Below are 21,490 nucleotides of genomic sequence, written 5' to 3' on the forward strand. Positions count from 1 at the left end.
TCGATTGTGTTAACGGGATCGCAAGAATGCCCTCTCCTGATGCGGAGAGGGCGAGAAGTTAGCCCAGCACGGCGGTGCTCAGGCGGCAGGTGCAGCAGCGTCGACCTTGTTCGTCAAACACCACAATTTCCCAGCTTTGGCTCTGCCGACCGAGGTATAACGGCTGGCAAACGCCGCGCACTTTGCCCTGAGAAACCGGGCGATGGTGGCTGGCGTTCAGTTCAGTGCCGACCACGCACTGCCCGTCGCGGGTCATCATATGGCTGGCCATCGATCCGAGCGTCTCCGCCAGCGCCGCCGACGCGCCACCGTGCAGCAGGCCAAACGGTTGATGCGTGCGGCTATCGACCGGCATTTCGGCTTCGAGAAAATCATCGCCGATGCGGGTATAAGTGATCGCCAGATGCGAAACCAGCGTGTTATCGCTGGTCGCATTCAGCTCATCGAGGGTTAAATGCCGTTTCCAGATCATTTACGCCCCCAATGTCGAACCGCCATCCACCACGATGTCTTGCAAAGTGATATGGCTGGCGAGATCGGAGGAAAGGAACAAAACCGTGTTCGCCACTTCCTGCGGACGGGCGATTTTACCCAGCGGAATGCCGAGCTTGAACTGCTCGCCGTAACCGCGAATGCGCTGCTGTTCAGCGTCATCACTGACCCAAAGCGTGCGTTGCATATCGGTGTCGGTGGAACCTGGCGAAACAATATTGCAGCGCACATGGCTGGCGGCCAGTTCCAGACCGACGGTCAACGCCAGGCTTTTCAGCGCCGCTTTCGACGCGCCATAGGCGCTCATGCCGATGCGCGGCGTGTGCGCGGCGTCCGAACAGACGGTAACAATCGCCCCGCCCTGCTGACGGCGAAACTGCGCCATGGTCTGCTGGAACAGGTTAAACGCGCCGCCAACGTTGACGGAAAAGGTGTTTTGCCACGCCTCAGCAGTGAGGTTGTCGGTCGCGCCCATATGCAGCACGCCCGCGGCATTCACCAGCACGTCCAGCCGCTCGCTCTGCGCCAGTAGACGTTTGCAGACTGCCGCGGCCTGCCCGGCATCGGCGATATCCACCACTTCACAGGAGAAGGGGTAATCATTGCCGCGAAACGCCAGATCGAAACCGATCACCTGTGCACCCGCCTCGACAAAGGCCAGCGCAGTGGCGTAACCGATGCCTTTTCCGGCACCGGTCACCCAGACGATTTTGCCGGTAAAATCCAGGCTCGCCATTATTTCACCTCGCGGGAGAGCAGCTTCCACCAGGCATCAATCGTCGGGTTTTTCGCCAGCATCACAAAATCGATATCACCGTGCACTTTGCGCCAGCGGGCAGCCAGCGCCATCATGCGCACGGAATCCAGGCCGTAATCGATCAAGTTTTCGTCATTCATTGGCTCGTCGGACTCATCCAGCAGCGGCAGGATCAGCGCGCGCAGCGCGTCAACACTTCCCGGCACCGGCAGCAATTCCTGCGTCAGTACCACGCGCCCGGAACGCCCGGCGACATAGTTCAGCGACATTAAATGCTCTTCACGGCTGAAATCCGCCAGCGCATCGGCAACCATAAACGGCTTGATATCGCGCATGAAGGCATCGGTGGCGGTGGTCATGCAGCCGATGTGCGAATACACACCGGTGATGATCAGTTGATTGCGCCCGGTTTCTTTCAGCATCTGCTCCAGCGGCGAACGGTGAAACGCGCTATAACGCCACTTCACCAGCACGGTGTCGGCTTCGTCCGGCGCCAGTTCGGCGACAATTTTCTGCTGCTCCGGCGACCGGGTTAAACCCGGTCCCCACATATCATTCAGCAAAGCGCGATCTTCATCGCTCTGCTCTTTCGGCTGCGCGGTGTAATACACCGGAATGTTGCGTTGCTTGCAGAACGTGCGCAGCGCGGCGATGTTCGCCACCACTTGCTGCATCATCGGGCAGTGATCGCCCCAGAAATTCACAAAATAGTCCTGCATATCATGAATCAGCAGCGCGGCGCGCGCGGGTTCAAACGGCCAGCTCACTTTGTTTTCCGGGATATCAGCCGCACCAGGCAGCGCGTAGCCCTGTAATTTTGGGATTGCCATCTCTTCTCCTTTACGCCGGTGCGCGTTGCGCCAACCACTGGCGTAATTGTTTCTTATCGACTTTACCGACCGGGGTCAGCGGTAGTGCTTCCAGACACTCCACGCGATCCGGCAGTTTGAATTCCGCGACGCCCTGCTCGCGCAGGAAACGGCGAATGTCCACCGCGCGCACTGGCGCTTTCACCACCAGGTAAGCGCAGCTTTTCTCGCCGAGCAGGCTGTCTTCCATGCTGACCAGCGCGGCGTGGATCACCGACGTATGGCGCAGCAGCAGGTTTTCTATTTCCTCGGCGGCAATCTTTTCGCCCCCGCGGTTGATCTGATCTTTTTCACGCCCCTGTACGGTGATGTAACCCTGCTCGTCAATGGCAATCAGATCGCCGGAGCAGTAAAAACCGTTTTCATCAAAGGCGCTGGCGTTGTGCTCCGGGCTTTTAAAGTAGCCGCGGAAGGTGTACGGCCCGCGCGTCATCAGGCGGCCTACGTGGCCTGGCGGCAGCACGTTGCCGTGTTCATCCGCCACCCACACTTCATCATCGGGGCTCATGGGTCGTCCCTGGGTATTCATAATTCGCTCTATCGGGTCATCCAGACGGGTGTAGTTCACCAACCCTTCCGCCATGCCAAACACCTGCTGCAACTGGCAGCCAATATCCGCCGGAATACGCGCCGCCAGCGTGGCCGACAAGCGCGCGCCGCCAACTTGCAACAGCTTCAGCGAAGCCAGTTGCGCATTGCTGCCCCACTCTGTAATGGCCTGTAACCACAGGCTGACTGCCGGGGGAACCAGCGCGGTGACATTGATTTGGTGTTTTTCAATCAGCGGGAAGCAGAGCGTGGCGCTCGGATCCGCCGCCAGCACCACGCAGCCTTCGGCAAGAAACACGCCGAGCGCGCCTGGCGAACTCATCGGGTAGTTGTGTGCCGCCGGCAAGGCGCACAGGTAGCGGGTTTGCGCGTTGAATTCGCAAATCTCGTTACTGCGCACAATGCTGTACAGATAATCGTTATGGGTACGCGGAATCAGCTTTGGCGTGCCGGTGCTGCCGCCGGAAAGCTGGAAAAACGCCACTTCATCGGCAGGCGTCGGCGTGGCGATAAAGTTATCCGCCGGGCGCGAAACCGCCTCTGCCAGCGCATGCTCGCCGTTATCACCGCGCAACAACGTCACGCGCAGCGAGGTGTGTTCGGCGACAAAGGTGTTAAGAAAATCGTCATTGGCAAACAGCGCGTGTTCGCGATCGGCAATCAGCAGCGCGGGTTCGATCTGCGTGGCATAGGCATTCAGTTCGCTGCGTTGATGGCTGAACAGCGCGTTAACCGGCGCGACGCCGATTTTGAGCAGCGCAAAGAGCGTGATGTAAAACTCCGCCACATTGCCCAGTTGCACCAGCGCGGTTTCCCCGCGATGGATCCCCATCGACTGCAACGCGCAGGCCAGGTTATCCGAAGCTGCGTTCAACTGGCGATAGCTCAATTCCCACTCGCCGTCGATAACGGCAACTGTTTCGCTGTGCGCATGGCGGGTCAAAATATCGCTGAGTGGCAAATCCTGCCAGTAGCCCTTTTCACGGTAACGCCGGGCGAAATCCTCCGGCCAGCGGTTAAAAGGAATGGTCACTGAGACTCCTTAGTGCAAACCAAAAGCGTTCAACATGGTGGTCAATTTGACGCCGGTTTCGCGCCACTCGCCCAACGGCGAAGAGGCAGGAACAATGCCGGCGCCGGCAAACAGGCGGACGTTGTTGTTGTGGATCCGCGCACAGCGAATGGTGACCACCCATTCGCCGTTTCCTTCGGCGTCGCACCAGCCGACAATCCCGCCGAACAATTCACGATTGAACGGTTCCAGTTCGGCGATCAATTTTTTCGCCACCTCATGCGGGAAGCCGCTCAACGCAGGCGTCGGGTGTAACAGGCAAGCGAGTGTTAAGGCGTTTTCACCCGCCAGCGCGGTGCCTTCGATGGGCGTGGCTAAGTGCCACAGCGTCGGCGTGGTCACCAGTTGCGGCGAATCCGGCAATGTCAGTGACTGGCTGCGCGGTGCGAGCACGGTTTTCATCGCCTGCGTAACCAACGCGTGTTCATGGCGATCTTTAGCGGACGCCAGCAGTTTATTGCCCGCTTCACGATCGAGCATGTCATCAGGCTGGCGACGCGCGGAACCGGCCAATGGCAGCGAACTGAAATGCTCCTGCTCTTTGCGCAGTAACAGTTCCGGGCTGGCGCCTAACAGCGCGCCGCCATCTGGCAGCGGCACGTGGAAATTGAAACTGGCGGGGTTCTGGGCGATCAAGCGCTCCAGCAACACGCCGCTGTCGATGGGGCTGTCGGTGGCAATCTCAATCAGTCGCGAGAGCACCACTTTGTCGACTTCCGGCGTCGCAGTTTTTGCCGCGCCCTTCGCCACCATCTGCATGAATGCGTCCTGGCCTGGGATCTCTTTTTGCGCTTTCACATTTGGCATCGCGCCGCTGTTGAAGTAGCGCGCAGAGCGTTGTTTCGCCGGGCGGGAAAAGGTTTGCCAGCTTTGCGGGATAAACAGCGCAGACGGCTGCGTGGTGTCGAACGGGATGGCGCCGACCATCACCGGGTTAGCGATGCCTTGCACTTTTGCGTCGGCAAAGGCTTGCGCCAGTTTTTGCTGAAACGCGCTTTCCTGCGCGTCGCCGCCTGCGGCGGGTTCAGAAAAACGCGCAACGCACCCGGAGGTGGTGAAACTGCGGTACGGCGACATAAAGAAAAATTGGTCAGCGGCCAGCGTCTTCACAGACTGCTGGAGATCCTCAGCCAATGACGTATCCATATCATCCTCCGGCAATGATAAAGTGAATTAAGAATGATTATCATTTTTGTTTTGAGCGGTAAGATAAAAAGTTATTGCCGTGGATGTCAACAGCAGAATCTCCTCCCGCATCGCTAAAACTTGCATCTGCTTAGGTCAACGATGAAAATGAGAAGCATTAACCTCAACAGAAACAGGACTCGACACGTGAAATTCCCTTTTTGGTGCCATAAACACGTAGTGTTATTGGGCATTTTGGTTTTAGGACTTAACTCAGCCTGGGCGGCTGACTGGCCTCGCCAGGTCACCGACAGCCGCGGTACGCACCAACTGGAAAACCAGCCGCTGCGCATTGTATCCACCAGCGTAACTCTGACCGGATCGCTGCTGGCGATTGACGCGCCGGTGATCGCCAGCGGCGCCACCACGCCGAATAACCGTTTCGCCGACGATCAGGGCTTTCTGCGTCAATGGGGCGATATCGCCAAACAACGCAACGTTGCGCGTCTTTACATCGGCGAGCCAAATGCCGAAGCCGTTGCCGCGCAAATGCCGGATTTGATCCTCATCAGCGCCACCGGCGGCGATTCTGCGCTGGCGTTGTATGACCAGCTTTCCACCATCGCACCGACGTTAGTCATCAATTACGACGACAAAAGCTGGCAGGCGCTGTTAACCCAGTTAGGCGAAATCACCGGCCATGAAAAACAAGCAGCCGCACGAATCACCGAATTCAATCAACAGCTTGCGACGGCAAAAGCGCGTATGAAGTTGCCCCCGCAGCCGGTCACTGCGTTGGTGTATACGCCCGCGGCACACGGTGCCAACGTGTGGACCGATGATTCCGCGCAAGGCAAATTGATGCAGCAGCTAGGCTTTGCCCTCGCGCCGCTGCCGGCCAATTTGCATGCCAGCCAAAGCCAGGGCAAACGTCATGACATTGTGCAGCTTGGCGGCGAAAGCCTGGCCGCCGGGCTAAACGGCGAAGCGTTGTTCCTGTTTGCCAGCGATCAAAAAGATGCCGATGCGCTCAACGCAAACCCGCTGCTGGCGCACATTCCTGCTGTGCAGAACAAACGGGTTTACGCCCTGGGCGCAGAAACGTTCCGCCTGGATTATTACAGCGCGACCCGCGTGTTGCAGCGGTTGTCCCAATTGTTTGGTTGAGTATTTACTGCCGGATGCCGCTGCGCTTATCCGGCCTACAACATCATGCGCCGGGCTGCATCTGGCGAAAACGCCGCAGCTCGCCGAGCATGACTACCAGCACCACGCCAATCATCGCTAACACCAGCCCGCTGATACTGGCCGACGCGACAGGCGTCATTATCGACCCCATCGCGCCTAACAATGCCGCGCCGATGGCATCGCCCGTCACGTTTTGCGCCGTCCATAAACCATTAATGCGCCCGAGCATCGCTTCCGGCGTCTGGGTTTGCAGCAGGGTGTATTGCAACAGCGAACTCACGGCGGTGAGCCAACCGCACAGCGCCAAAAACACCACGCCGAGCGGCCAGACGGGCATCAAACTAAACAGGCCGATGGCGATAAATGCGCCGACGCTGGTCACCAGCATAATCACGCCGGGACGCTCGCTCTGCGCCAGCTTGCCGCTGGTCAGCGCGCCGATTGCCGCACCCAGCGGCAGCGCGGCATACAGCAAACCGATTTCGGCTGCCGACATATTCCAGCCCATCGCCAGCGCCGGATATAACACGCGCACAGCGCTGGCCATCGTCAGCAATCCGCCGAGCAGCGCAATGCCGCCAATCAACGGGTTACGCAGCAGAAAATGCAGCGCGGTCATCAGCGATTTCAGGGGATGTTCGCGAGGTTGCGGCGGTGGCGGTAACGCCGGCAGGCTGAGTAACGGCAGCAGCGTGATAAACGTCCCCGCCGCCGCCAGCCCGTAGTTCCACACCACGCCGCCAGAGGCTAACAGCAGCCCGCCGCACAGCGGTGAAATCACCGAGCCGAGGCGCACGGTGAGCATGGTGATTGCGCCCGCCTGCATCAGATTTTCACGCCCGACCAACGCGGGCGTCGCCGCCAGCAAGGCCGTAACGCCAAGCGCGCCGAAGAAACCGTCCCACAGGCCGAGAAGATAAATCGCCGCCAATGAAGGTTCCGGTAACAACGCGTTCAGGCTCAGGCCAATAAAGCCCACGCCGCAAGTTGAACGCGCCAGCAAAATTAATTTTTTACGTTCAAAACGATCCGCCAGCACGCCGCCGAGCATCAGGCCAACAAACATCGACCCGCCAGTCAGCGTCACCGCCAAGCCCACTTGCCAGCTCGAGTGGGTCATCGTCTGGATTTGCACCGGCACGGCAACGCCCAATAACCCCAGCGATAAAATCGAGATAAAACGCGCCAAAAACACCGCGCGATACGCCGGATGCGTGCGCAGCAGGCTCAGGTTCAACAACCAGGATTGTTGCTTCATCACAACACCTTGTAATACATACTTTCTGTGTCCATTCTCAGGCCGCGCATGGTAACATAACAAAACAAGATCGATAACGATAATTACTATCATTATCAAGTTTGGGACGTGTTATGTCGTTTTCTGCTTCCCCGGCGCGGGTACTGATTCTCGCTGGATTATTGATACTGCTTGTTGTCGCCGCTGCACTCAGCATGTTTATTGGCGCAAAACCCATGCCTGCATCCGTGGTGATCGACGCCCTTTCCGGCGTCTGCCAGAGCGCGGATTGCACCATCATCCGCGATGCCCGCCTGCCACGTACGCTGGCGGGTTTACTCGCAGGCGGCGCGCTGGGCATTGCCGGTGCGCTGATGCAAACCCTGACCCGCAATCCGCTGGCCGATCCCGGTCTTTTGGGCGTTAACGCTGGCGCCAGTTTTGCCATTGTGCTCGGCGCGGCGCTGCTTGGCGTGACGTCCCCCATCGAACAATTAATGCTCGCTTTTTGCGGCGCGCTGGCGGCCTCGTTATTGGTGGCGTTTACCGGTAGCCAGGGCGGCGGGCAACTTAGCCCGGTACGTCTGACGCTGGCGGGCGTTGCGCTCACCGCAGTGCTGGACGGCCTCTCCAGCGGCATTTCGCTGCTGGATGCCGACGTCTACGATCAATTGCGTTTCTGGCAGGCCGGTTCGCTGGATATTCGCACCTTACAAACCCTGAATGTGGTGCTGATCCCGGTGCTGCTGGCGGCAGGTATCGCATTGATGTTAAGCCGCTCGCTAAACAGCCTGAGCCTTGGCAGCGATACCGCCACGGCGCTCGGCAGTAAAGTGGCGCGCACTCAACTGCTCGGTTTATTGGTGATTACCGTGCTGTGCGGCAGCGCTACGGCGGTGGTCGGCCCGATTGCCTTTATCGGCCTGATGATGCCGCATTTGGCGCGTGGCCTGGTCGGTGCGGATCACCGTTGGTCGCTGCCGGTGACGCTGATTGCCACCCCTGCCCTGCTGTTGTTCGCCGATATTATCGGACGCGTGATTGTGCCCGGCGAACTGCGCGTGTCGGTGGTCAGCGCCTTTATCGGCGCGCCGGTGTTGATCATGCTGGTGCGCCGCGCGCGCGGAGGTGGCTTATGATGGCCCCGTCCCGCCGCTTGCTCGGCAGTTGCCTGTTGATGGTGCTCATCGCGTTGTTGCTGGCGGTCTGGAGTTTGCGCAGCGGCGCGGTCACGCTGGAGTTTTCACAAGTTATTAATGCATTGACCGGCAATGCGCCGCGCGCAATGCACCTGGTGGTAATGGAGTGGCGTCTGCCGCGTGTGCTAATGGCGTTACTGATCGGTGCGGCGCTTGGCGTCAGCGGCGCGATTTTCCAGTCGTTAATGCGCAACCCGTTAGGCAGCCCGGATGTGATGGGCTTCAACACCGGGGCGTGGAGCGGCGTGCTGGTGGCGATGGTGCTGTTTGGTCAGCATTTAACGGCCATTGCGCTGGCGGCGATGGCGGGCGGCATTCTCACGTCGCTGGTGGTTTGGTTGCTCGCCTGGCGCAACGGGATTGAAACCTTCCGCCTGATTATTGTCGGCATTGGCGTGCGCGCCATGCTGGTAGCGTTCAACACCTGGCTGTTATTGAAAGCGTCGCTGGAAACAGCGCTGAGCGCCGGGTTATGGAATGCCGGTTCGCTCAACGGCCTGACCTGGGCGAAAACCATGCCTGCCGTGCCGATTATTTTGTTGATGCTGGTGTTTGCCGCACTGCTGGCCCGCCGTATGAGGCTGCTGGAGATGGGCGATGACAGTGCCTGCGCGCTGGGCGTCAGCGTTGAGCGCTCGCGCTTAATGTTGATGCTGGTGGCGGTGTCACTCACGGCGGCGGCCACCGCGCTCGCCGGGCCGATTTCGTTTATCGCGCTGGTTGCGCCGCATATTGCGCGGCGGGTGAGCGCCACGGCGCGTTGGGGGCTAACCCAGTCGGCGCTGTGCGGCGCGTTGTTGTTGCTGCTGGCGGATATGATTGCCCAGCAAGGATTTACGCCTTATCAGTTGCCGGTCGGCGTGGTGACCGTCAGCCTCGGCGGTATTTACCTTATCGCCTTGTTAATTCAGGAGTCTCGCAAGAAATGACCGATTCATCCTGCCGTTTGCGCGGCGAAGCGTTAACCCTCGGCTACGGCAAAAAAATTGTCGCTGAGCAGTTGAGCGTTACCATTCCCGACGGCCATTTCACCGCGATTATCGGCCCCAACGGCTGCGGAAAATCGACGCTGTTACGCACGTTGAGCCGCCTGATGCCCCCGTCGCAGGGGCATGTTTATCTGGATGGCGAGCAGATTCAGCGCTTCGCCAGCAAAGAGGTGGCGCGGCGTATTGGTTTGCTGGCGCAAAATGCCACCACGCCGGGCGATATCACCGTGCAGGAGCTGGTGGCGCGCGGGCGTTATCCGCATCAGCCGCTGTTTACCCGCTGGCGCAAAGAGGATGACGAGGCAGTAAAACGGGCGATGAAAGCCACTGGCGTGGAAAGCCTGGCGAACCAGAGCGTCGATACGCTCTCCGGCGGGCAACGCCAGCGGGCGTGGATCGCGATGGTGCTGGCGCAGGAAACGGCGATTATGCTGCTCGACGAGCCGACGACCTGGCTGGATATCAGCTATCAGATCGATCTGCTGGAGCTTCTGAGCGAACTCAACCGCGAGCAGGGTTATACGCTGGCGGCGGTGTTGCATGATTTGAACCAGGCCTGCCGCTACGCCACGCATTTGATTGCGCTGCGCGACGGCAAGATTGTGGCGCAAGGCGCGCCGAAAGAGATTGTCACCGCCGAGTTGATCGAAGCGGTGTATGGATTGCGCTGCATGATCATCGACGACCCGGTGGCGCATACCCCGTTGGTAGTGCCGTTAGGGCGCAGCGGTGCGTAACCCGGTTCGTAATTCGTAGGCCGGATAAGCGTTTTACGCGCCATCCGGCGATCGAAGCCGCATTTGGCCATTCGCCGGATGGCGGCTACCGCCTACCTATCCAACACTTCCCCTAATACCGGCCCAATCCGCTCGAACGCCTGCGGCGAGATGATGTCGACGTGAGCGCAATCCTGGCGATAAACCTCCAGTTCGCGTACCCACGGCGCCCATGCTTGCTGTGGATCGGTGCCCGCCGGTAATGTGCGCTCGGCGACAAACAGCGTCGCTTTGCCGTCAAACGGCAGGCTGTGCGCGGTGGTCAGCAAACGTACCGCGTCGGCATAATTGCCCTCAATAACCGAAAACAGCTCGCCGGAAGCTTGCCCCTGCTGGGCTGCAAGAAACGCCTGGCGTTCGCGTTCGATCTCCGCCAGCACTTCGGGATCAAGTCCGTTGGCCTCTTTCTCCGCCCAGTTTTGCGTCTCCGGCGGCCAGGTATCCAGCAAGCCGAGGAACGCGACTTCTTCGCCGCGCTGGCGCAAACGCGCGGCAATGCCTTGCGCCAGCGTGCCGCCCAGGGAATATCCAAACAGGTAATACGGCCCGTACGGCTGCTGCGCCAATAGTGTGGCAAGATGCTGCTCGCAGGCCTCATCCAGCGTGGCGGCCTGTTGCAGCGGCCCGTTGGGTCGCGGCGACTGAATACCAATAATCGACCAGCGCGGCGCAAGGTAACGCGCCAGCACGCTAAACTGCCAGGCGAAACCAGACGCCGGATGGAAGCAGAACAGCGTCGGCCCGTCGCTTTCGCGCAGCGGCAGCACGGTTTCCAGCCCCAGCCCGGCCTGATCGATTGACAAGGGTTGATCGAGCAGCGCCGCCAGTTTTTCTACCGTCGAAGCGACCATGATTTGCCCCGGCGTCACCGGCCGTTCGCACGTGCGGCTGAGCTGTGCCGCCAGGCGCATCGCCAGCAGCGAATGGCCGCCGAGGGCGAAGAAATCAGCCTGTGCGTCATTCACTTCACAACCGAGTAACGCCGCAAACGCCTGCGCCACCTGGCTTTCCATGCCTTCATTCAGCGGGCGACCACCTTTTGTCACTGTCAATTCCGGTAACGGCAGCGCTTTGCGATCGAGCTTGCCGTTGGCGCTCAGTGGCAATGCGCTTAATTGCAGCAGCAAAACCGGCACCATATGCGGCGGCAGTTGCGCGCGCAGTTGTTCCTGTAACGCGGCGGTGTCGAGCGGTAAACCGGATTCGGAAACCACATACCCCACTAATTGACGCGCATCGCCGCCGCTCGCCGCCGCCTGGTTGAACACGCAGGCCACCGCCACCGCCTGCGCGACATCCGGCAAGGTCAGCATCGCGCGATCAATTTCGCCCAGTTCGATGCGCTGACCGCGAATTTTCAGCTGATCGTCGCTGCGCCCTAAATATTCCACCGCGCCATTGTCCAGCCAGCGTGCCACATCGCCGGTGCGGTACATCCGCTCACCAGGCGCAAACGGATCGGCGATAAAGCGGCTGGCGGTGAGATCGGGGCGCCCCAGGTAACCCTGCGCCAGTTGAATGCCAGTCAGGTAAAGATCGCCCGCCACGCCAAACGGCACCGGGCGCATCATCGCGTCGAGAATGCGCAACCCGGTGTTCCAGACCGGGTAGCCAATTGGCACGCTGTTGCCGCGCACTTGCGCCAGCGCGTCGCCGTGCGCCGGATACCAGCTCACATCGACCGCCGCTTCCGTCGGGCCATATAAATTATGCAACGCCACGCCGGTCAGTTGCTGCCATTCGCGGCACAGATCGGCGGGCAATGCTTCGCCGCTACAGAACACCTGTTTTAGCGAGCGGCAGCTTTTTTGCGCGCTTTCCGGCGTCAAAGAGGCGACAAACGCCGCCAGCATCGACGGCACAAAGTGCGTGGTTGTCACGCCAGTTTGGGCGAAGAACTCCTGCAACGCCTGTGGATCGCGGTGCGCGTCCGGCTCGGCCATCACCAGGCTCGCGCCCGCGATAAACGGCCACCAAAACTCCCACACCGACACATCAAAACTGCACGGCGTTTTCTGCGCCACCACATCCTGTGCGCTCAGCGGGTAACGCTCTTGCATCCACAGCAGGCGGTTGACGATGGCGGTTTGCCCGACCATCACCCCTTTCGGTCGCCCGGTGGAACCGGAGGTGAAAATGATGTACGCCGTCTGCTCAGGGCGCGCAAGGTTGAGCGGCTCGCTACTGGTGCTTTCCAGCGGCGACGCGTAACAGAAGTGCGCCAGTCCTGGAATATCGCTGAACCGGGCAAGTTGATCCTCGGAAGTGATCAATAAGCGCGGTTTTGCATCTTCCAGCATCATGCGCAGCCGATCGTCCGGGTAACCGGTATCAAGCGGCAACCAGGCGGCGCCCGCTTCAACAATGCCGTGCAGCGCCAGAGTCAGGAACACTGAACGCGGCAGCGCCACCGCCACGCTGTCGCCAGGCTTAACGCCCAATTCACGCAGCCGGTTCGCCAGCGCGATCACCTGCTCGCGCATTTCCCGGTAGGTAAATTGCCAGCGGGCATCGGCCAGCGCCGGAGCATCCGGGGTTTTCACGGCTTGTTTCGCCACCAGCTCGCTCAGGGTGGTGGTCGGCAGCATCATGCCGGTATCGTTAATTTCCGAGAGCTTCTGCGCTTCCTGCGCGGAGAGGAGTTCGGCATCGCCACAGCGCAGCGTCGGATTTTCGCCAAACTGCTGCAACAGTTGTGCGAGGCGCGCGACATGCGCCGTCAACGTCTGTTCGTCATAGCGGCTGCGATTCGCCAGCACTTCCAGCGACAGCCCGCCCTCTTCATCCGGGAAAATGGCGATTTCCAGGTCGTTGACCGGCCCGGTGGCTAAGGTGTGCGTGGTACCGTTGATGCCGTCAACATCCAGCAGGTAATCAAACATTTTGACGTTCAGCACCGGGCCAAACAGCGGTTCATCCCCCGCGGCTCGCCCGGCGTTGCGCACAATTTGTTCTGCGTCGTAGCGCTGATGGCGGCGCATCGCTTTCAGGGATGCCGCCAGTTGGCTGGCCAGCGCGGGCAGTGTTTGGCCGCCATCAAGATGAATGCCCAGCGGCAGCACGTTCAGCACCGGGCCCGTCGCCGTTAACGCCGCCGACCCCATGCGGCGCATAAAGATAAACCCGGCGGCGTAATCCGTGCGCCCGCACAGCCGCCCCAGCCACAGCGCCACCAGCGCGAGCGCCAGATCGGCAGGCGTGTTTTGCGCCATCGCCTGGGTTAAGCGGCGAAACGCCGACGTTTCCAACGCGACATTGAGACGCAAAATATCCGTGGTGGCAGCGCGGCCTGGCAAGGGCGTGGCGGAAAGCGACACCGGTGGCGGCAATGCACTGCGCTGTTTTGCCCAAAACGCACTGTCGCGCTGCCAGGCTTCGCTGTCGCGGTAGCGTTGATACTCTTCCACCACCTCGGCAAAAGGCGTAAATGGGGATGATGGCGTCGCTTCGCCGCGTCGCCAGGCGCTATAAATGGCGGCGATCTGGCGGGTAATGGCCGGGAAACTGAAGCCATCCACCAGCAAATGGTGATAACGCTGATACCAGTACCAGCGCTGTTTGCCAACGCGCAAAAGGTGATGATGAACCAACGGTTTGCCGCTCTCCACGCGTAGGTTTTGCGCCAGATCGGCCTGCATAATGCGCAACGCGGCGCTGTGCGCATCAACGTTATCGCTCAAATCGGTGATATGCACAGGAGCAAACGTCTGCGACTCATCCACCCATTGCCAAACTTCACCGTTATCTTCCACAAAGCGCATACGCAACGTATCGGCCTGCGACATACCGGTGACAATCGCCTGCGCCAGCAGCGCGGCATCGATATCACCGTTCAGTTCAACGTAATGCGCCACGCTCCAGGCGTTGGGCAGCGTCGAGAGTTTTTCCGCCATCCAGATCCCCGGCTGAGCGGCGACCAAAGGTAAACGTTGGGTCATTTGCCGCTCCTTTATTTCGCGTAGTGCGCCGGGGTTAATGTCTGCCAGTGCGCCGCCAGCCAGGCGTTGCAATCGACTTGCAGCTGCGGTTCACACAGCACGTTCCAGCCAGCGGGCAGCGCGCACTGCGCGGGCCACAAACTGAACTGTTGCTGCATATTTTGCAGAATATAAAACCGCCCTTGCGGGTTATCGAAGGGGTTGGTGAACTCCATAAAAACTCCTGTCGTGGAAAGGCGCTTAGCGGGCCAGCGACTGCCAGAGGGTAATTAACCCGGAGGTCAGCCCGCCGCGCCAGCAAAGCGCATCATGTCCGCCGTCAACCTGACGCCAGAAAACCGACTGCTGTGCACGCTGTAGCAAAGGAAAAAGCACCTGATTAGCGCGAAAAATCACCGGCTCGCGAACGCCGGCTTCCAGCACGATGCGCAGCCCCTGTGGGTTCAGTTCACCCTTTTTGAGTTGTTCAATGATGAGGCCGTCTTGATCGCCGCCGCGATGCGGCCACCAGTAAGATCCGGACTGGCTCAGTACGCAGCCAAACCGCTGCGGCCAGTGCAACCCGGCATACAGCGCGGAAAGCCCGCCAAAACTCTGCCCGGCGACGACAGTGCGATCGGCTTGATCGCTAAAAGGCGCAAGCGCACGCACCTGCGGTAATAATTCTTCCTGCAACGCCAGCCAAAAATCGGCGTTGCAGGGCAACTCCTGGCCGCGATGGACGTTATCAATCACATCGATCAAGAGATACACGGCGTCCGGCAATTGTCCGGCTTGTGTTAGCGCCGCCAGCGCGGGCCAGACGGGCATGCTTTTCGCCCAAAACTGGCCGTCCAGCAAAATCGCCAGTGGGCGCTCGGCGCTGTGGCTTTCACCGGTGGTATAGATCCAGACGCGCCGCGTGTTGTTCAGCCGCTGGCTACGCCAGTGCAGGACTTGCGGTTCATTAAAGGCGGCTTCAGATTCGCGCCAGCCGGGTTGCAGCGGCGCGTCGGGCATTTCCAGCGCCGAAACCGGGTGACCGCGCCCGCCGCGCCAGCTTTGCGGATTAAGCGGGTCGGCAATGGCGTGCGCTAATAATTTGCGCCAGCCTTCGCGCAGCGCGGTGCGATCCGGCGGCGTGGTCGCGAAAACGTCAGGCGAAAAATCGGCGTGGTTTTCAGAAGGAATCAGGCAATAACTGCCGCGCCAGCCCGCTTCAATCTGCGTTTTCCAGCACCAGACATCGGTTCCGGCAATACGTTCGAGGGATTGCGGCTGTGCTTTTTGATGGTGATCGGTAACACCAGTGATATAAATCCACACCCGGCGCACGCGTGAGGTTTGTTCTGTGCCTGCGGGATCGCGCCACCAGAAGGTAACTTCATAATGACCTTGCACTTTTTTGACCCACTCCGGTCCCTGTTTCGACTCCCACCAGGCATCACTTCCCGTTATTGACGTCACGGCTTTAACCTCACCTATGCTGTGGAAACTTTTGCTTGCAGATCAAAATATATCGATAATATTATTGATAACTATTCTTATTTGCAATAGCGTATTGGCGCGCTGTGGGAAGCGCGTCTTTCATAAAAATGGCCACCGTGGGCGAATTTTCTCAAGGCAGAGTCGCTCGCCGCGAGCTGGCTTCATCATGCTGTTTCCTCTCCCCTGGGAAAGGATAGCGTCGGGGATACGGCAAAGAAAAGCAGGTAACATAATGAATAACAAGATTAAATCCCTGGCCTTATTGGTCAATATGGGGATCTACGGTGCTGCGTTGCCCGCCGCTGCGGCAGACAACACGGCCAGCGACACCACCGCTCAAACCAATGAAGACACCATCGTCGTCACCGCAGCACAACAAAACTTACAGGCGCCTGGCGTATCGACTATTACCGCGGATGAAATTCGCAAAAATCCGCCGTCGCGCGACGTGTCTGAAATCATCCGCACCATGCCAGGGGTTAACTTAACCGGTAACGCCACCAGCGGCCAGCGCGGTAACAACCGCCAGATCGACATTCGCGGTATGGGGCCGGAAAACACCCTGATTCTGATCGACGGTAAACCGGTTACCAGCCGTAACTCCGTGCGTCTGGGCTGGCGCGGCGAGCGTGACAGCCGTGGCGATACCAGTTGGGTACCGCCAGAAATGATCGAGCGCATCGAAGTGATTCGTGGCCCAGCGGCCGTGCGTTACGGTAACGGCGCGGCGGGCGGCGTGGTGAATATCATCACCAAAAAAGACGGCGCCAACGAATGGCACGGTTCCTGGAACACCTATTTCAACGCCCCGGAGCACAAAGCCGAAGGCGCAACCAAGCGTACCGATTTCAGCCTGAGCGGCCCGCTGGGCGGCGATGTTAGCTTCCGTCTGTACGGCAATCTGGCAAAAACCCAGGCCGACGCGTGGGACATCAACCAGGATCACCAGTCTGAACGTACCGGTATCTATTCCAACACCATGGCGGCCGGTCGCGAAGGGTCGATCAATAAAGACATTAACGGCGTGGTGCGCTGGGACTTTGCGCCACTGCAATCGCTGGAGTTCCAGGCGGGTTACAGCCGCCAGGGTAACCTCTACGCGGGCGATACGCAAAACACCAACAACGACAGCAGCACCAATAACTATGTGCGAGAGAACTACGGCAAAGAGACCAACCGCCTCTATCGCCAGAATTACTCTGTCACCTGGAATGGCGGCTGGGATAACGGCGTAACGACCAGCAACTGGATCCAGTACGAGCACACGCGCAACTCGCGTCTCGGCGAAGGCCTGGCGGGCGGTCTGGAAGGTCTGTTCAACAGCAATAAATTTACCGATATCGACCTTTCCGACATCATGCTGCACAACGAAGTGAACCTGCCGCTGGATCTGCTGGTGAACCAGACCCTGACGCTGGGCACCGAATGGAACCAGCAGCGTATGAAAGATCTGGCGTCCAACACCCAGGCTTTCCAGGGCGGCGCGATTGACGGCGTAAGCAGCACCAACCGCAGCCCTTATTCCAGCGCGGATATCTACTCGGTGTTTGCCGAAGACAACATGGAGCTGACCGACAGCACCATGCTGACCCCGGCGCTGCGTTTTGACCATCACACCATTGTTGGTGACAACTGGAGTCCGTCACTGAACCTGTCTCAGGGGCTTGGCGATGATTTCACCCTGAAAATGGGCATTGGCCGCGCCTATAAAGCGCCGAGCCTGTACCAGACTAACCCGAACTACATTCTCTACAGTAAGGGTCAGGGCTGCTACGCCAGCGGCACCGGCGTGGGTTGCTACATGATGGGTAACGACGACCTGAAAGCCGAAACCAGCATCAACAAAGAGATTGGGCTGGAGTTCAAACATGAAGGTTGGCTGGCCGGAATCACCTGGTTCCGCAACGATTACCGCAACAAAATTGAAGCGGGTTATTCACCGCTGAGCCAGACCTCGACCGGTTCAACCAAAACGGACATCTACCAGTGGGAAAACGTGCCGAAAGCGGTGGTTGAAGGCCTGGAAGGCACGTTGAATGTTCCGGTTAGCGAAACCGTGGCCTGGAGCAACAACTTCACCTATATGCTGCAAAGCAAAAACAAAGAGACCGGCGAACGTCTGTCGATCATCCCGGAATACACGCTGAACTCAACCCTGAGCTGGCAAGTGCTGCAAGACGTTTCTGTGCAGTCGACCTTCACCTGGTACGGCAAACAGCAACCGAAAAAGTATGACTACCAGGGCAACCGCGTGACGGGTTCTGCCACCAATGAAGTCAGCCCGTATAGCATCATCGGCCTGAGCGGCACCTGGGATGTGACCAAAAACGTCAGCCTGACCGGCGGCGTCGACAACCTGCTCGACAAACGCCACTGGCGCGCGGGTAATGCCCAAAGCACCGGCGGCACCACCGGTTACATGTACGGTGCTGGCGCAGAAACCTATAACGAATCGGGTCGCACCTGGTACATGAGTGTGAACACCCATTTCTAAGTCGCACCTGCCCTCTCCCGTTTGGGAGAGGGCCTTTTTATGCATTACCCGCACCGCAACCCCTACCCTGCCTCGATTTCTATCCCCATTGCCGAACGCGCTGATCCACTATCGTTAGCGTGCGGATCGTGATCCTTTTCTCCTTTTAAGAAATTAGCTGCGCAAATCGTAGACAGCCTGCCGCTGCCGACTTATGGTTACCGTGAATAATAAATCATTATTGAATATATATTCAATGTGGAGAATAAGATGAACAAGACCCTACTGAAATCCGCTGTACTGGCTTCCCTGATCGCCGCCTCTGGTTCGTTGTTTGCCGCAGATAACGGCCTGATCGCGATCATTACCCCCTCCCACGATAACCCGTTCTTTAAAGCCGAAGCGGACGGCGCAGCAAGCAAGGCGAAAGAACTGGGCTACACCACGTTGGTGGCGTCCCACGACGATGATGTCAACAAACAAAACCAACTGATCGAAACGGCGATTGCCCGCAAAGCCAAAGCGATAATCCTGGATAACGCGGGCGCCGATGCCACCGTCGGCCCGCTGGAGAAAGCCAAAGCAGCCGGCGTTCCCACTTTCTTGATTGATCGCGAGATCAACAAAACCGGCGTGGCGGTGGCGCAAATCGTTTCCAATAACTACCAGGGCGCGCAGCTTGGCGCTGAGAAATTCGCCAAACTGCTCAACGGCAAAGGTAAATATGTGGAGTTGCTGGGCCGCCAGTCCGACACCAATGCCAGCGTGCGTTCGCAGGGCTACCACGATGTGCTGGACGATAACCCGGAAATGAAAATGGTGGCGCAACAAACCGCTAACTGGAGCCAGACCGAAGCGTTCACCCGCATGGAAGCCATTTTGCAAACCAACCCGGATATTGTCGGCGTGATTTCCGGTAACGACACCATGGCACTTGGCGCGGAAGCAGCGCTGAAAGCCGCCGGAAAAACCCACGTCATTGTGGTTGGTTTTGACGGCAGCGACTACGTGCGCGACTCGATAACCAGCAAAGGCAATATCAAAGCCACCGTGTTGCAACCGGGTTGGCAACAGGCGCAAATGGCCGTTGAACAGGCGGATTACTTCCTGAAAAACGGCAAAGCGCAGAAAGAGGAAAAACAGCTAATGGATTGTGTGTTGATTGATGACAGCAACGCCAGCAAGCTCAAAATGTTCAACCTCAGCCTATAACGCGGAGGCGCTATGTGGTCAAAACAATGGGGTAACGTGTGCATGGGATGCGTTGCCCTGTTGCTTACGGCCTGCACCGTGGTGGATCTGGATGAAAATGGTAAACCGATTATGCCTGTCGATCCGAATGCCAAAGCCAGTTTCGACAACCAGACCCCACAGCAGATCGCGCAACAAACCTGGCAGCCGCGCGTTATCGACGCCGCGAATCAACATGCGCTGGACAGCAACGCGCTCGCCAAACTTCTGAAAACCCCCACCGCCACGCCGCAAAGCGTGTTTGTCAGACTCACCAGCCCGGTTGAACGTGTTGATTCCAGCAACGCGCGCGAACAGCAACTGGTGATAAACCTCAACGGAGAGCCGTTGGCTATACAGATTGGTCCGGTGATACGCGGCAACGCCATTCGCGACGCAACCGGTTTTAAGTTTGAAGACTTCACCAACCAGGTGCAGTTTGCGCAGCTTTCCCGCGCCTATAACCGTGAAGCGGTGAAACACCTGCCGAAAGTGGATGCCAGTTGGGCCGGAAAACCGGCAACCGTGCTGATGGCGGTCACCCTTAACAGCGGTCAACTGCAAAATGCGGCGGCGCTGGCGCTGAAACAGGAGGCACCGTAATGCACAATCATTCTGAAAGTGACATTATCCTGCGCACCAAAAATGTGTCGATGCTGTTTCCCGGCACCGTGGCGCTCGACAACGTGGATTACAACGTCTGGCGCGGCCAGGTGAATGTGATTATCGGCGAGAACGGCGCGGGCAAATCGACGCTGATGAAAATCCTCGCTGGCGTGCAGCAACCAAGCCAGGGCGACATCGAACTGAACGGCAAGAATGTGCATTTCGCCGACACCCGCGCCGCCGCCGCGCACGGCATTGGCATGGTGCACCAGGAGTTGAACCTGTTTGAAAACCTTAACGTCGCCGAGAACATCTTTTTAGGCCGCGAGTTACAAAAAGGCATCACGCCGATTAACGAAGCCGAACAGGAAAAACGCACCGCCGAATTGCTCGCCCGCCTCGACCAGCCGATCTCGCCGCGCGAACTGGTCGGCAATTTAAAAGTTGGCCAGCAGCAACTGGTTGAGATTGCCAAAGCGCTGGCGGAAGACGCCGACATTCTGATCCTCGACGAGCCCACGTCGGCGCTGAGCAAAACGGAAGTAGAGATCCTGTTTCGCGTGATCCGCGAACTCACCCGCCAGGGCGTGACGATCATCTACATTTCGCACCGACTGGAGGAGTTGATGGCGATCGGCGATGTCATCACCATCCTGCGCGATGGCAAATTCCAGGCCGAAGCCAAAGTCAGCGAGATCGACGTGCCGTGGATTGTGCGCGAAATGCTGGGCAGCGATCCGGTCAGCACGTTTCTCTCGCCGGGACGGACATTCGGCGCGCCAATCCTCGAAGCGGAACACATCACCTGTGTTAATGCCAGCGGCGTGACCACGGTGAACGATGTCAGTTTTAAGGTGCACGCCGGGGAAATCGTCGGCATTTACGGGCTGATGGGCGCCGGGCGCACCGAGTTGTTTGAATGCATGCTCGGTACCGAGCGCAACTACCTTGGCAAATTGTGGCTCGACAGCAAACCGGTGCCGCAGCGGCTCACGCCCGCCGAACGCATTCGCATGGGCATGAGCCTGGTGCCGGAAGACCGCAAACGTACCGGCATTTTCCCCATTTCATCGGTGGCGACCAACCTGACGATTGCCAGCCTGTGGCGGCGTTTGCAGCGCGGGCTGACCATTGCGCGCAAAGCGGAAGAGGCGGTAGTTGCCAGCACCATTGGCGACTTGTCGATCAAGGTGTCGTCGCCGGAGGTAGAGATCCAGGCGCTGAGCGGCGGCAACCAACAAAAAGTGGTGATTGGCCGCTCGCTGTTGACCAACCCGAAAGTGTTATTCCTCGACGAGCCAACGCGCGGTATTGATGTGGGGGCGAAAGCCGATGTGTTTCGCATGATGGTGCAGCTTTCCGAAGAGGGGATCGCCGTGGTCTTTTCCACCTCCGATCTGAAGGAAATTATGGCGGTTTCTGACCGCATTATGGTGATGTCGGGCGGCAAACTGACCGCCGATATTCAACGCGATCGGGCCGAGGAATCGGCGCTGGTAACAGCAAGTGCTCAGGGGTTCTGA

General features: G+C 58.9%; 17 protein-coding genes. 8 read left to right on the forward strand and 9 right to left on the reverse strand.

What is annotated here, in order from left to right; genetic code table 11:
* Positions 1-58: 58 nt before the first annotated feature.
* From entH to entC, 5 genes are read right to left on the reverse strand one after another with little or no spacing between them, the layout of a single operon-like run.
* Positions 59-472, reverse strand: coding sequence for a proofreading thioesterase EntH (entH, locus tag AAEY27_RS15840; protein ID WP_342321659.1), 414 nt, complete (start codon positions 470-472; stop codon positions 59-61).
* Positions 473-1,228, reverse strand: coding sequence for a 2,3-dihydro-2,3-dihydroxybenzoate dehydrogenase EntA (entA, locus tag AAEY27_RS15845; protein ID WP_342321661.1), 756 nt, complete (start codon positions 1,226-1,228; stop codon positions 473-475).
* A complete protein-coding gene (locus AAEY27_RS15850) occupies positions 1,228-2,079 on the reverse strand; it encodes an isochorismatase (RefSeq protein ID WP_342321662.1) in 852 nt (283 codons plus the stop codon). Before AAEY27_RS15850 ends, entA begins: the two co-directional genes overlap by 1 nt.
* A 10-nt stretch (positions 2,080-2,089) precedes the next feature.
* Positions 2,090-3,700, reverse strand: coding sequence for a (2,3-dihydroxybenzoyl)adenylate synthase EntE (gene entE, locus AAEY27_RS15855; RefSeq protein WP_342321663.1), 1,611 nt, complete (start codon positions 3,698-3,700; stop codon positions 2,090-2,092).
* A gap of 9 nt (positions 3,701-3,709) precedes the next feature.
* On the reverse strand, positions 3,710-4,885 hold the full coding sequence (entC, locus tag AAEY27_RS15860) for an isochorismate synthase EntC (RefSeq protein ID WP_342321664.1): 1,176 nt from the start codon (positions 4,883-4,885) through the stop codon (positions 3,710-3,712).
* Positions 4,886-5,104: 219 nt separating this feature from the next.
* Between entC and fepB the strand changes: the two genes are divergently transcribed.
* Entirely contained in the window at positions 5,105-6,031 is a 927-nt protein-coding gene (gene fepB / locus AAEY27_RS15865) for a Fe2+-enterobactin ABC transporter substrate-binding protein (RefSeq protein WP_425294683.1), read from the forward strand.
* Between the two features lie 43 nt (positions 6,032-6,074).
* On the opposite strand, the gene entS is transcribed toward fepB, so the two are convergent.
* On the reverse strand, positions 6,075-7,310 hold the full coding sequence (gene entS / locus AAEY27_RS15870; RefSeq protein WP_342321668.1) for an enterobactin transporter EntS: 1,236 nt from the start codon (positions 7,308-7,310) through the stop codon (positions 6,075-6,077).
* A gap of 113 nt (positions 7,311-7,423) precedes the next feature.
* Here entS and fepD point away from each other — a divergent pair, with 113 nt between their 5' ends.
* The 3 genes from fepD to fepC are packed head-to-tail and all read left to right on the forward strand — an operon-like array spanning position 7,424 to position 10,214.
* A complete protein-coding gene (gene fepD, locus AAEY27_RS15875) occupies positions 7,424-8,428 on the forward strand; it encodes a Fe(3+)-siderophore ABC transporter permease (RefSeq protein WP_342321669.1) in 1,005 nt (334 codons plus the stop codon).
* Complete coding sequence (gene fepG / locus AAEY27_RS15880; protein ID WP_342321671.1) at positions 8,425-9,417, forward strand: iron-enterobactin ABC transporter permease; 993 nt, start codon at positions 8,425-8,427, stop codon at positions 9,415-9,417. Before fepD ends, fepG begins: the two co-directional genes overlap by 4 nt.
* Positions 9,414-10,214: an iron-enterobactin ABC transporter ATP-binding protein gene (gene fepC, locus AAEY27_RS15885; protein WP_342321673.1), complete on the forward strand. Its 801-nt coding sequence runs from the start codon at positions 9,414-9,416 to the stop codon at positions 10,212-10,214. Before fepG ends, fepC begins: the two co-directional genes overlap by 4 nt.
* Positions 10,215-10,306: 92 nt before the next feature.
* On the opposite strand, the gene entF is transcribed toward fepC, so the two are convergent.
* The 3 genes from entF to fes are packed head-to-tail and all read right to left on the reverse strand — an operon-like array spanning position 10,307 to position 15,637.
* Positions 10,307-14,191, reverse strand: coding sequence for an enterobactin non-ribosomal peptide synthetase EntF (gene entF, locus AAEY27_RS15890; RefSeq protein ID WP_342321675.1), 3,885 nt, complete (start codon positions 14,189-14,191; stop codon positions 10,307-10,309).
* Between the two features lie 11 nt (positions 14,192-14,202).
* Complete coding sequence (locus tag AAEY27_RS15895; RefSeq protein ID WP_342321677.1) at positions 14,203-14,406, reverse strand: MbtH family protein; 204 nt, start codon at positions 14,404-14,406, stop codon at positions 14,203-14,205.
* A gap of 25 nt (positions 14,407-14,431) precedes the next feature.
* Positions 14,432-15,637 (reverse strand): enterochelin esterase, encoded by a 1,206-nt coding sequence (gene fes / locus AAEY27_RS15900; protein ID WP_342321679.1) that lies wholly within the window; start codon positions 15,635-15,637, stop codon positions 14,432-14,434.
* 253 nt (positions 15,638-15,890) lie between these two features.
* Between fes and AAEY27_RS15905 the strand changes: the two genes are divergently transcribed.
* From AAEY27_RS15905 to AAEY27_RS15920, 4 genes are all read left to right on the forward strand, one after another.
* A complete protein-coding gene (locus AAEY27_RS15905) occupies positions 15,891-18,152 on the forward strand; it encodes a TonB-dependent siderophore receptor (protein ID WP_342321681.1) in 2,262 nt (753 codons plus the stop codon).
* A 249-nt stretch (positions 18,153-18,401) separates the two neighbouring features.
* Positions 18,402-19,343, forward strand: coding sequence for a D-ribose ABC transporter substrate-binding protein (locus AAEY27_RS15910; RefSeq protein WP_342321682.1), 942 nt, complete (start codon positions 18,402-18,404; stop codon positions 19,341-19,343).
* A 12-nt stretch (positions 19,344-19,355) separates the two neighbouring features.
* Positions 19,356-19,964: a DUF2291 family protein gene (locus tag AAEY27_RS15915; protein ID WP_342321683.1), complete on the forward strand. Its 609-nt coding sequence runs from the start codon at positions 19,356-19,358 to the stop codon at positions 19,962-19,964.
* The gene (locus AAEY27_RS15920) at positions 19,964-21,490 is read left to right on the forward strand and encodes a sugar ABC transporter ATP-binding protein (protein WP_342321685.1); all 1,527 of its coding nucleotides are present in this window, start codon (positions 19,964-19,966) and stop codon (positions 21,488-21,490) included. The genes AAEY27_RS15915 and AAEY27_RS15920 overlap by 1 nt, the downstream gene beginning before the upstream one ends.

Source organism: Kosakonia sp. BYX6 (assembly GCF_038449125.1).
GTDB classification, from domain to species: Bacteria; Pseudomonadota; Gammaproteobacteria; order Enterobacterales; family Enterobacteriaceae; genus Kosakonia; species Kosakonia calanthes.

What these genes read in the sequence shown, in the direction of transcription:
- entH (WP_342321659.1), bottom strand. Translation starts at nt 472, where the DNA reads ATGATCTGGAAACGGCATTTAACCCTCGATGAGCTGAATGCGACCAGC.
- entA (WP_342321661.1), bottom strand. Translation starts at nt 1,228, where the DNA reads ATGGCGAGCCTGGATTTTACCGGCAAAATCGTCTGGGTGACCGGTGCC.
- AAEY27_RS15850 (WP_342321662.1), bottom strand. Translation starts at nt 2,079, where the DNA reads ATGGCAATCCCAAAATTACAGGGCTACGCGCTGCCTGGTGCGGCTGAT.
- entC (WP_342321664.1), bottom strand. Translation starts at nt 4,885, where the DNA reads ATGGATACGTCATTGGCTGAGGATCTCCAGCAGTCTGTGAAGACGCTG.
- entS (WP_342321668.1), bottom strand. Translation starts at nt 7,310, where the DNA reads ATGAAGCAACAATCCTGGTTGTTGAACCTGAGCCTGCTGCGCACGCAT.
- fepD (WP_342321669.1), top strand. Translation starts at nt 7,424, where the DNA reads ATGTCGTTTTCTGCTTCCCCGGCGCGGGTACTGATTCTCGCTGGATTA.
- fepG (WP_342321671.1), top strand. Translation starts at nt 8,425, where the DNA reads ATGATGGCCCCGTCCCGCCGCTTGCTCGGCAGTTGCCTGTTGATGGTG.
- fepC (WP_342321673.1), top strand. Translation starts at nt 9,414, where the DNA reads ATGACCGATTCATCCTGCCGTTTGCGCGGCGAAGCGTTAACCCTCGGC.
- entF (WP_342321675.1), bottom strand. Translation starts at nt 14,191, where the DNA reads ATGACCCAACGTTTACCTTTGGTCGCCGCTCAGCCGGGGATCTGGATG.
- AAEY27_RS15895 (WP_342321677.1), bottom strand. Translation starts at nt 14,406, where the DNA reads ATGGAGTTCACCAACCCCTTCGATAACCCGCAAGGGCGGTTTTATATT.
- AAEY27_RS15905 (WP_342321681.1), top strand. Translation starts at nt 15,891, where the DNA reads ATGAATAACAAGATTAAATCCCTGGCCTTATTGGTCAATATGGGGATC.
- AAEY27_RS15910 (WP_342321682.1), top strand. Translation starts at nt 18,402, where the DNA reads ATGAACAAGACCCTACTGAAATCCGCTGTACTGGCTTCCCTGATCGCC.
- AAEY27_RS15915 (WP_342321683.1), top strand. Translation starts at nt 19,356, where the DNA reads ATGTGGTCAAAACAATGGGGTAACGTGTGCATGGGATGCGTTGCCCTG.
- AAEY27_RS15920 (WP_342321685.1), top strand. Translation starts at nt 19,964, where the DNA reads ATGCACAATCATTCTGAAAGTGACATTATCCTGCGCACCAAAAATGTG.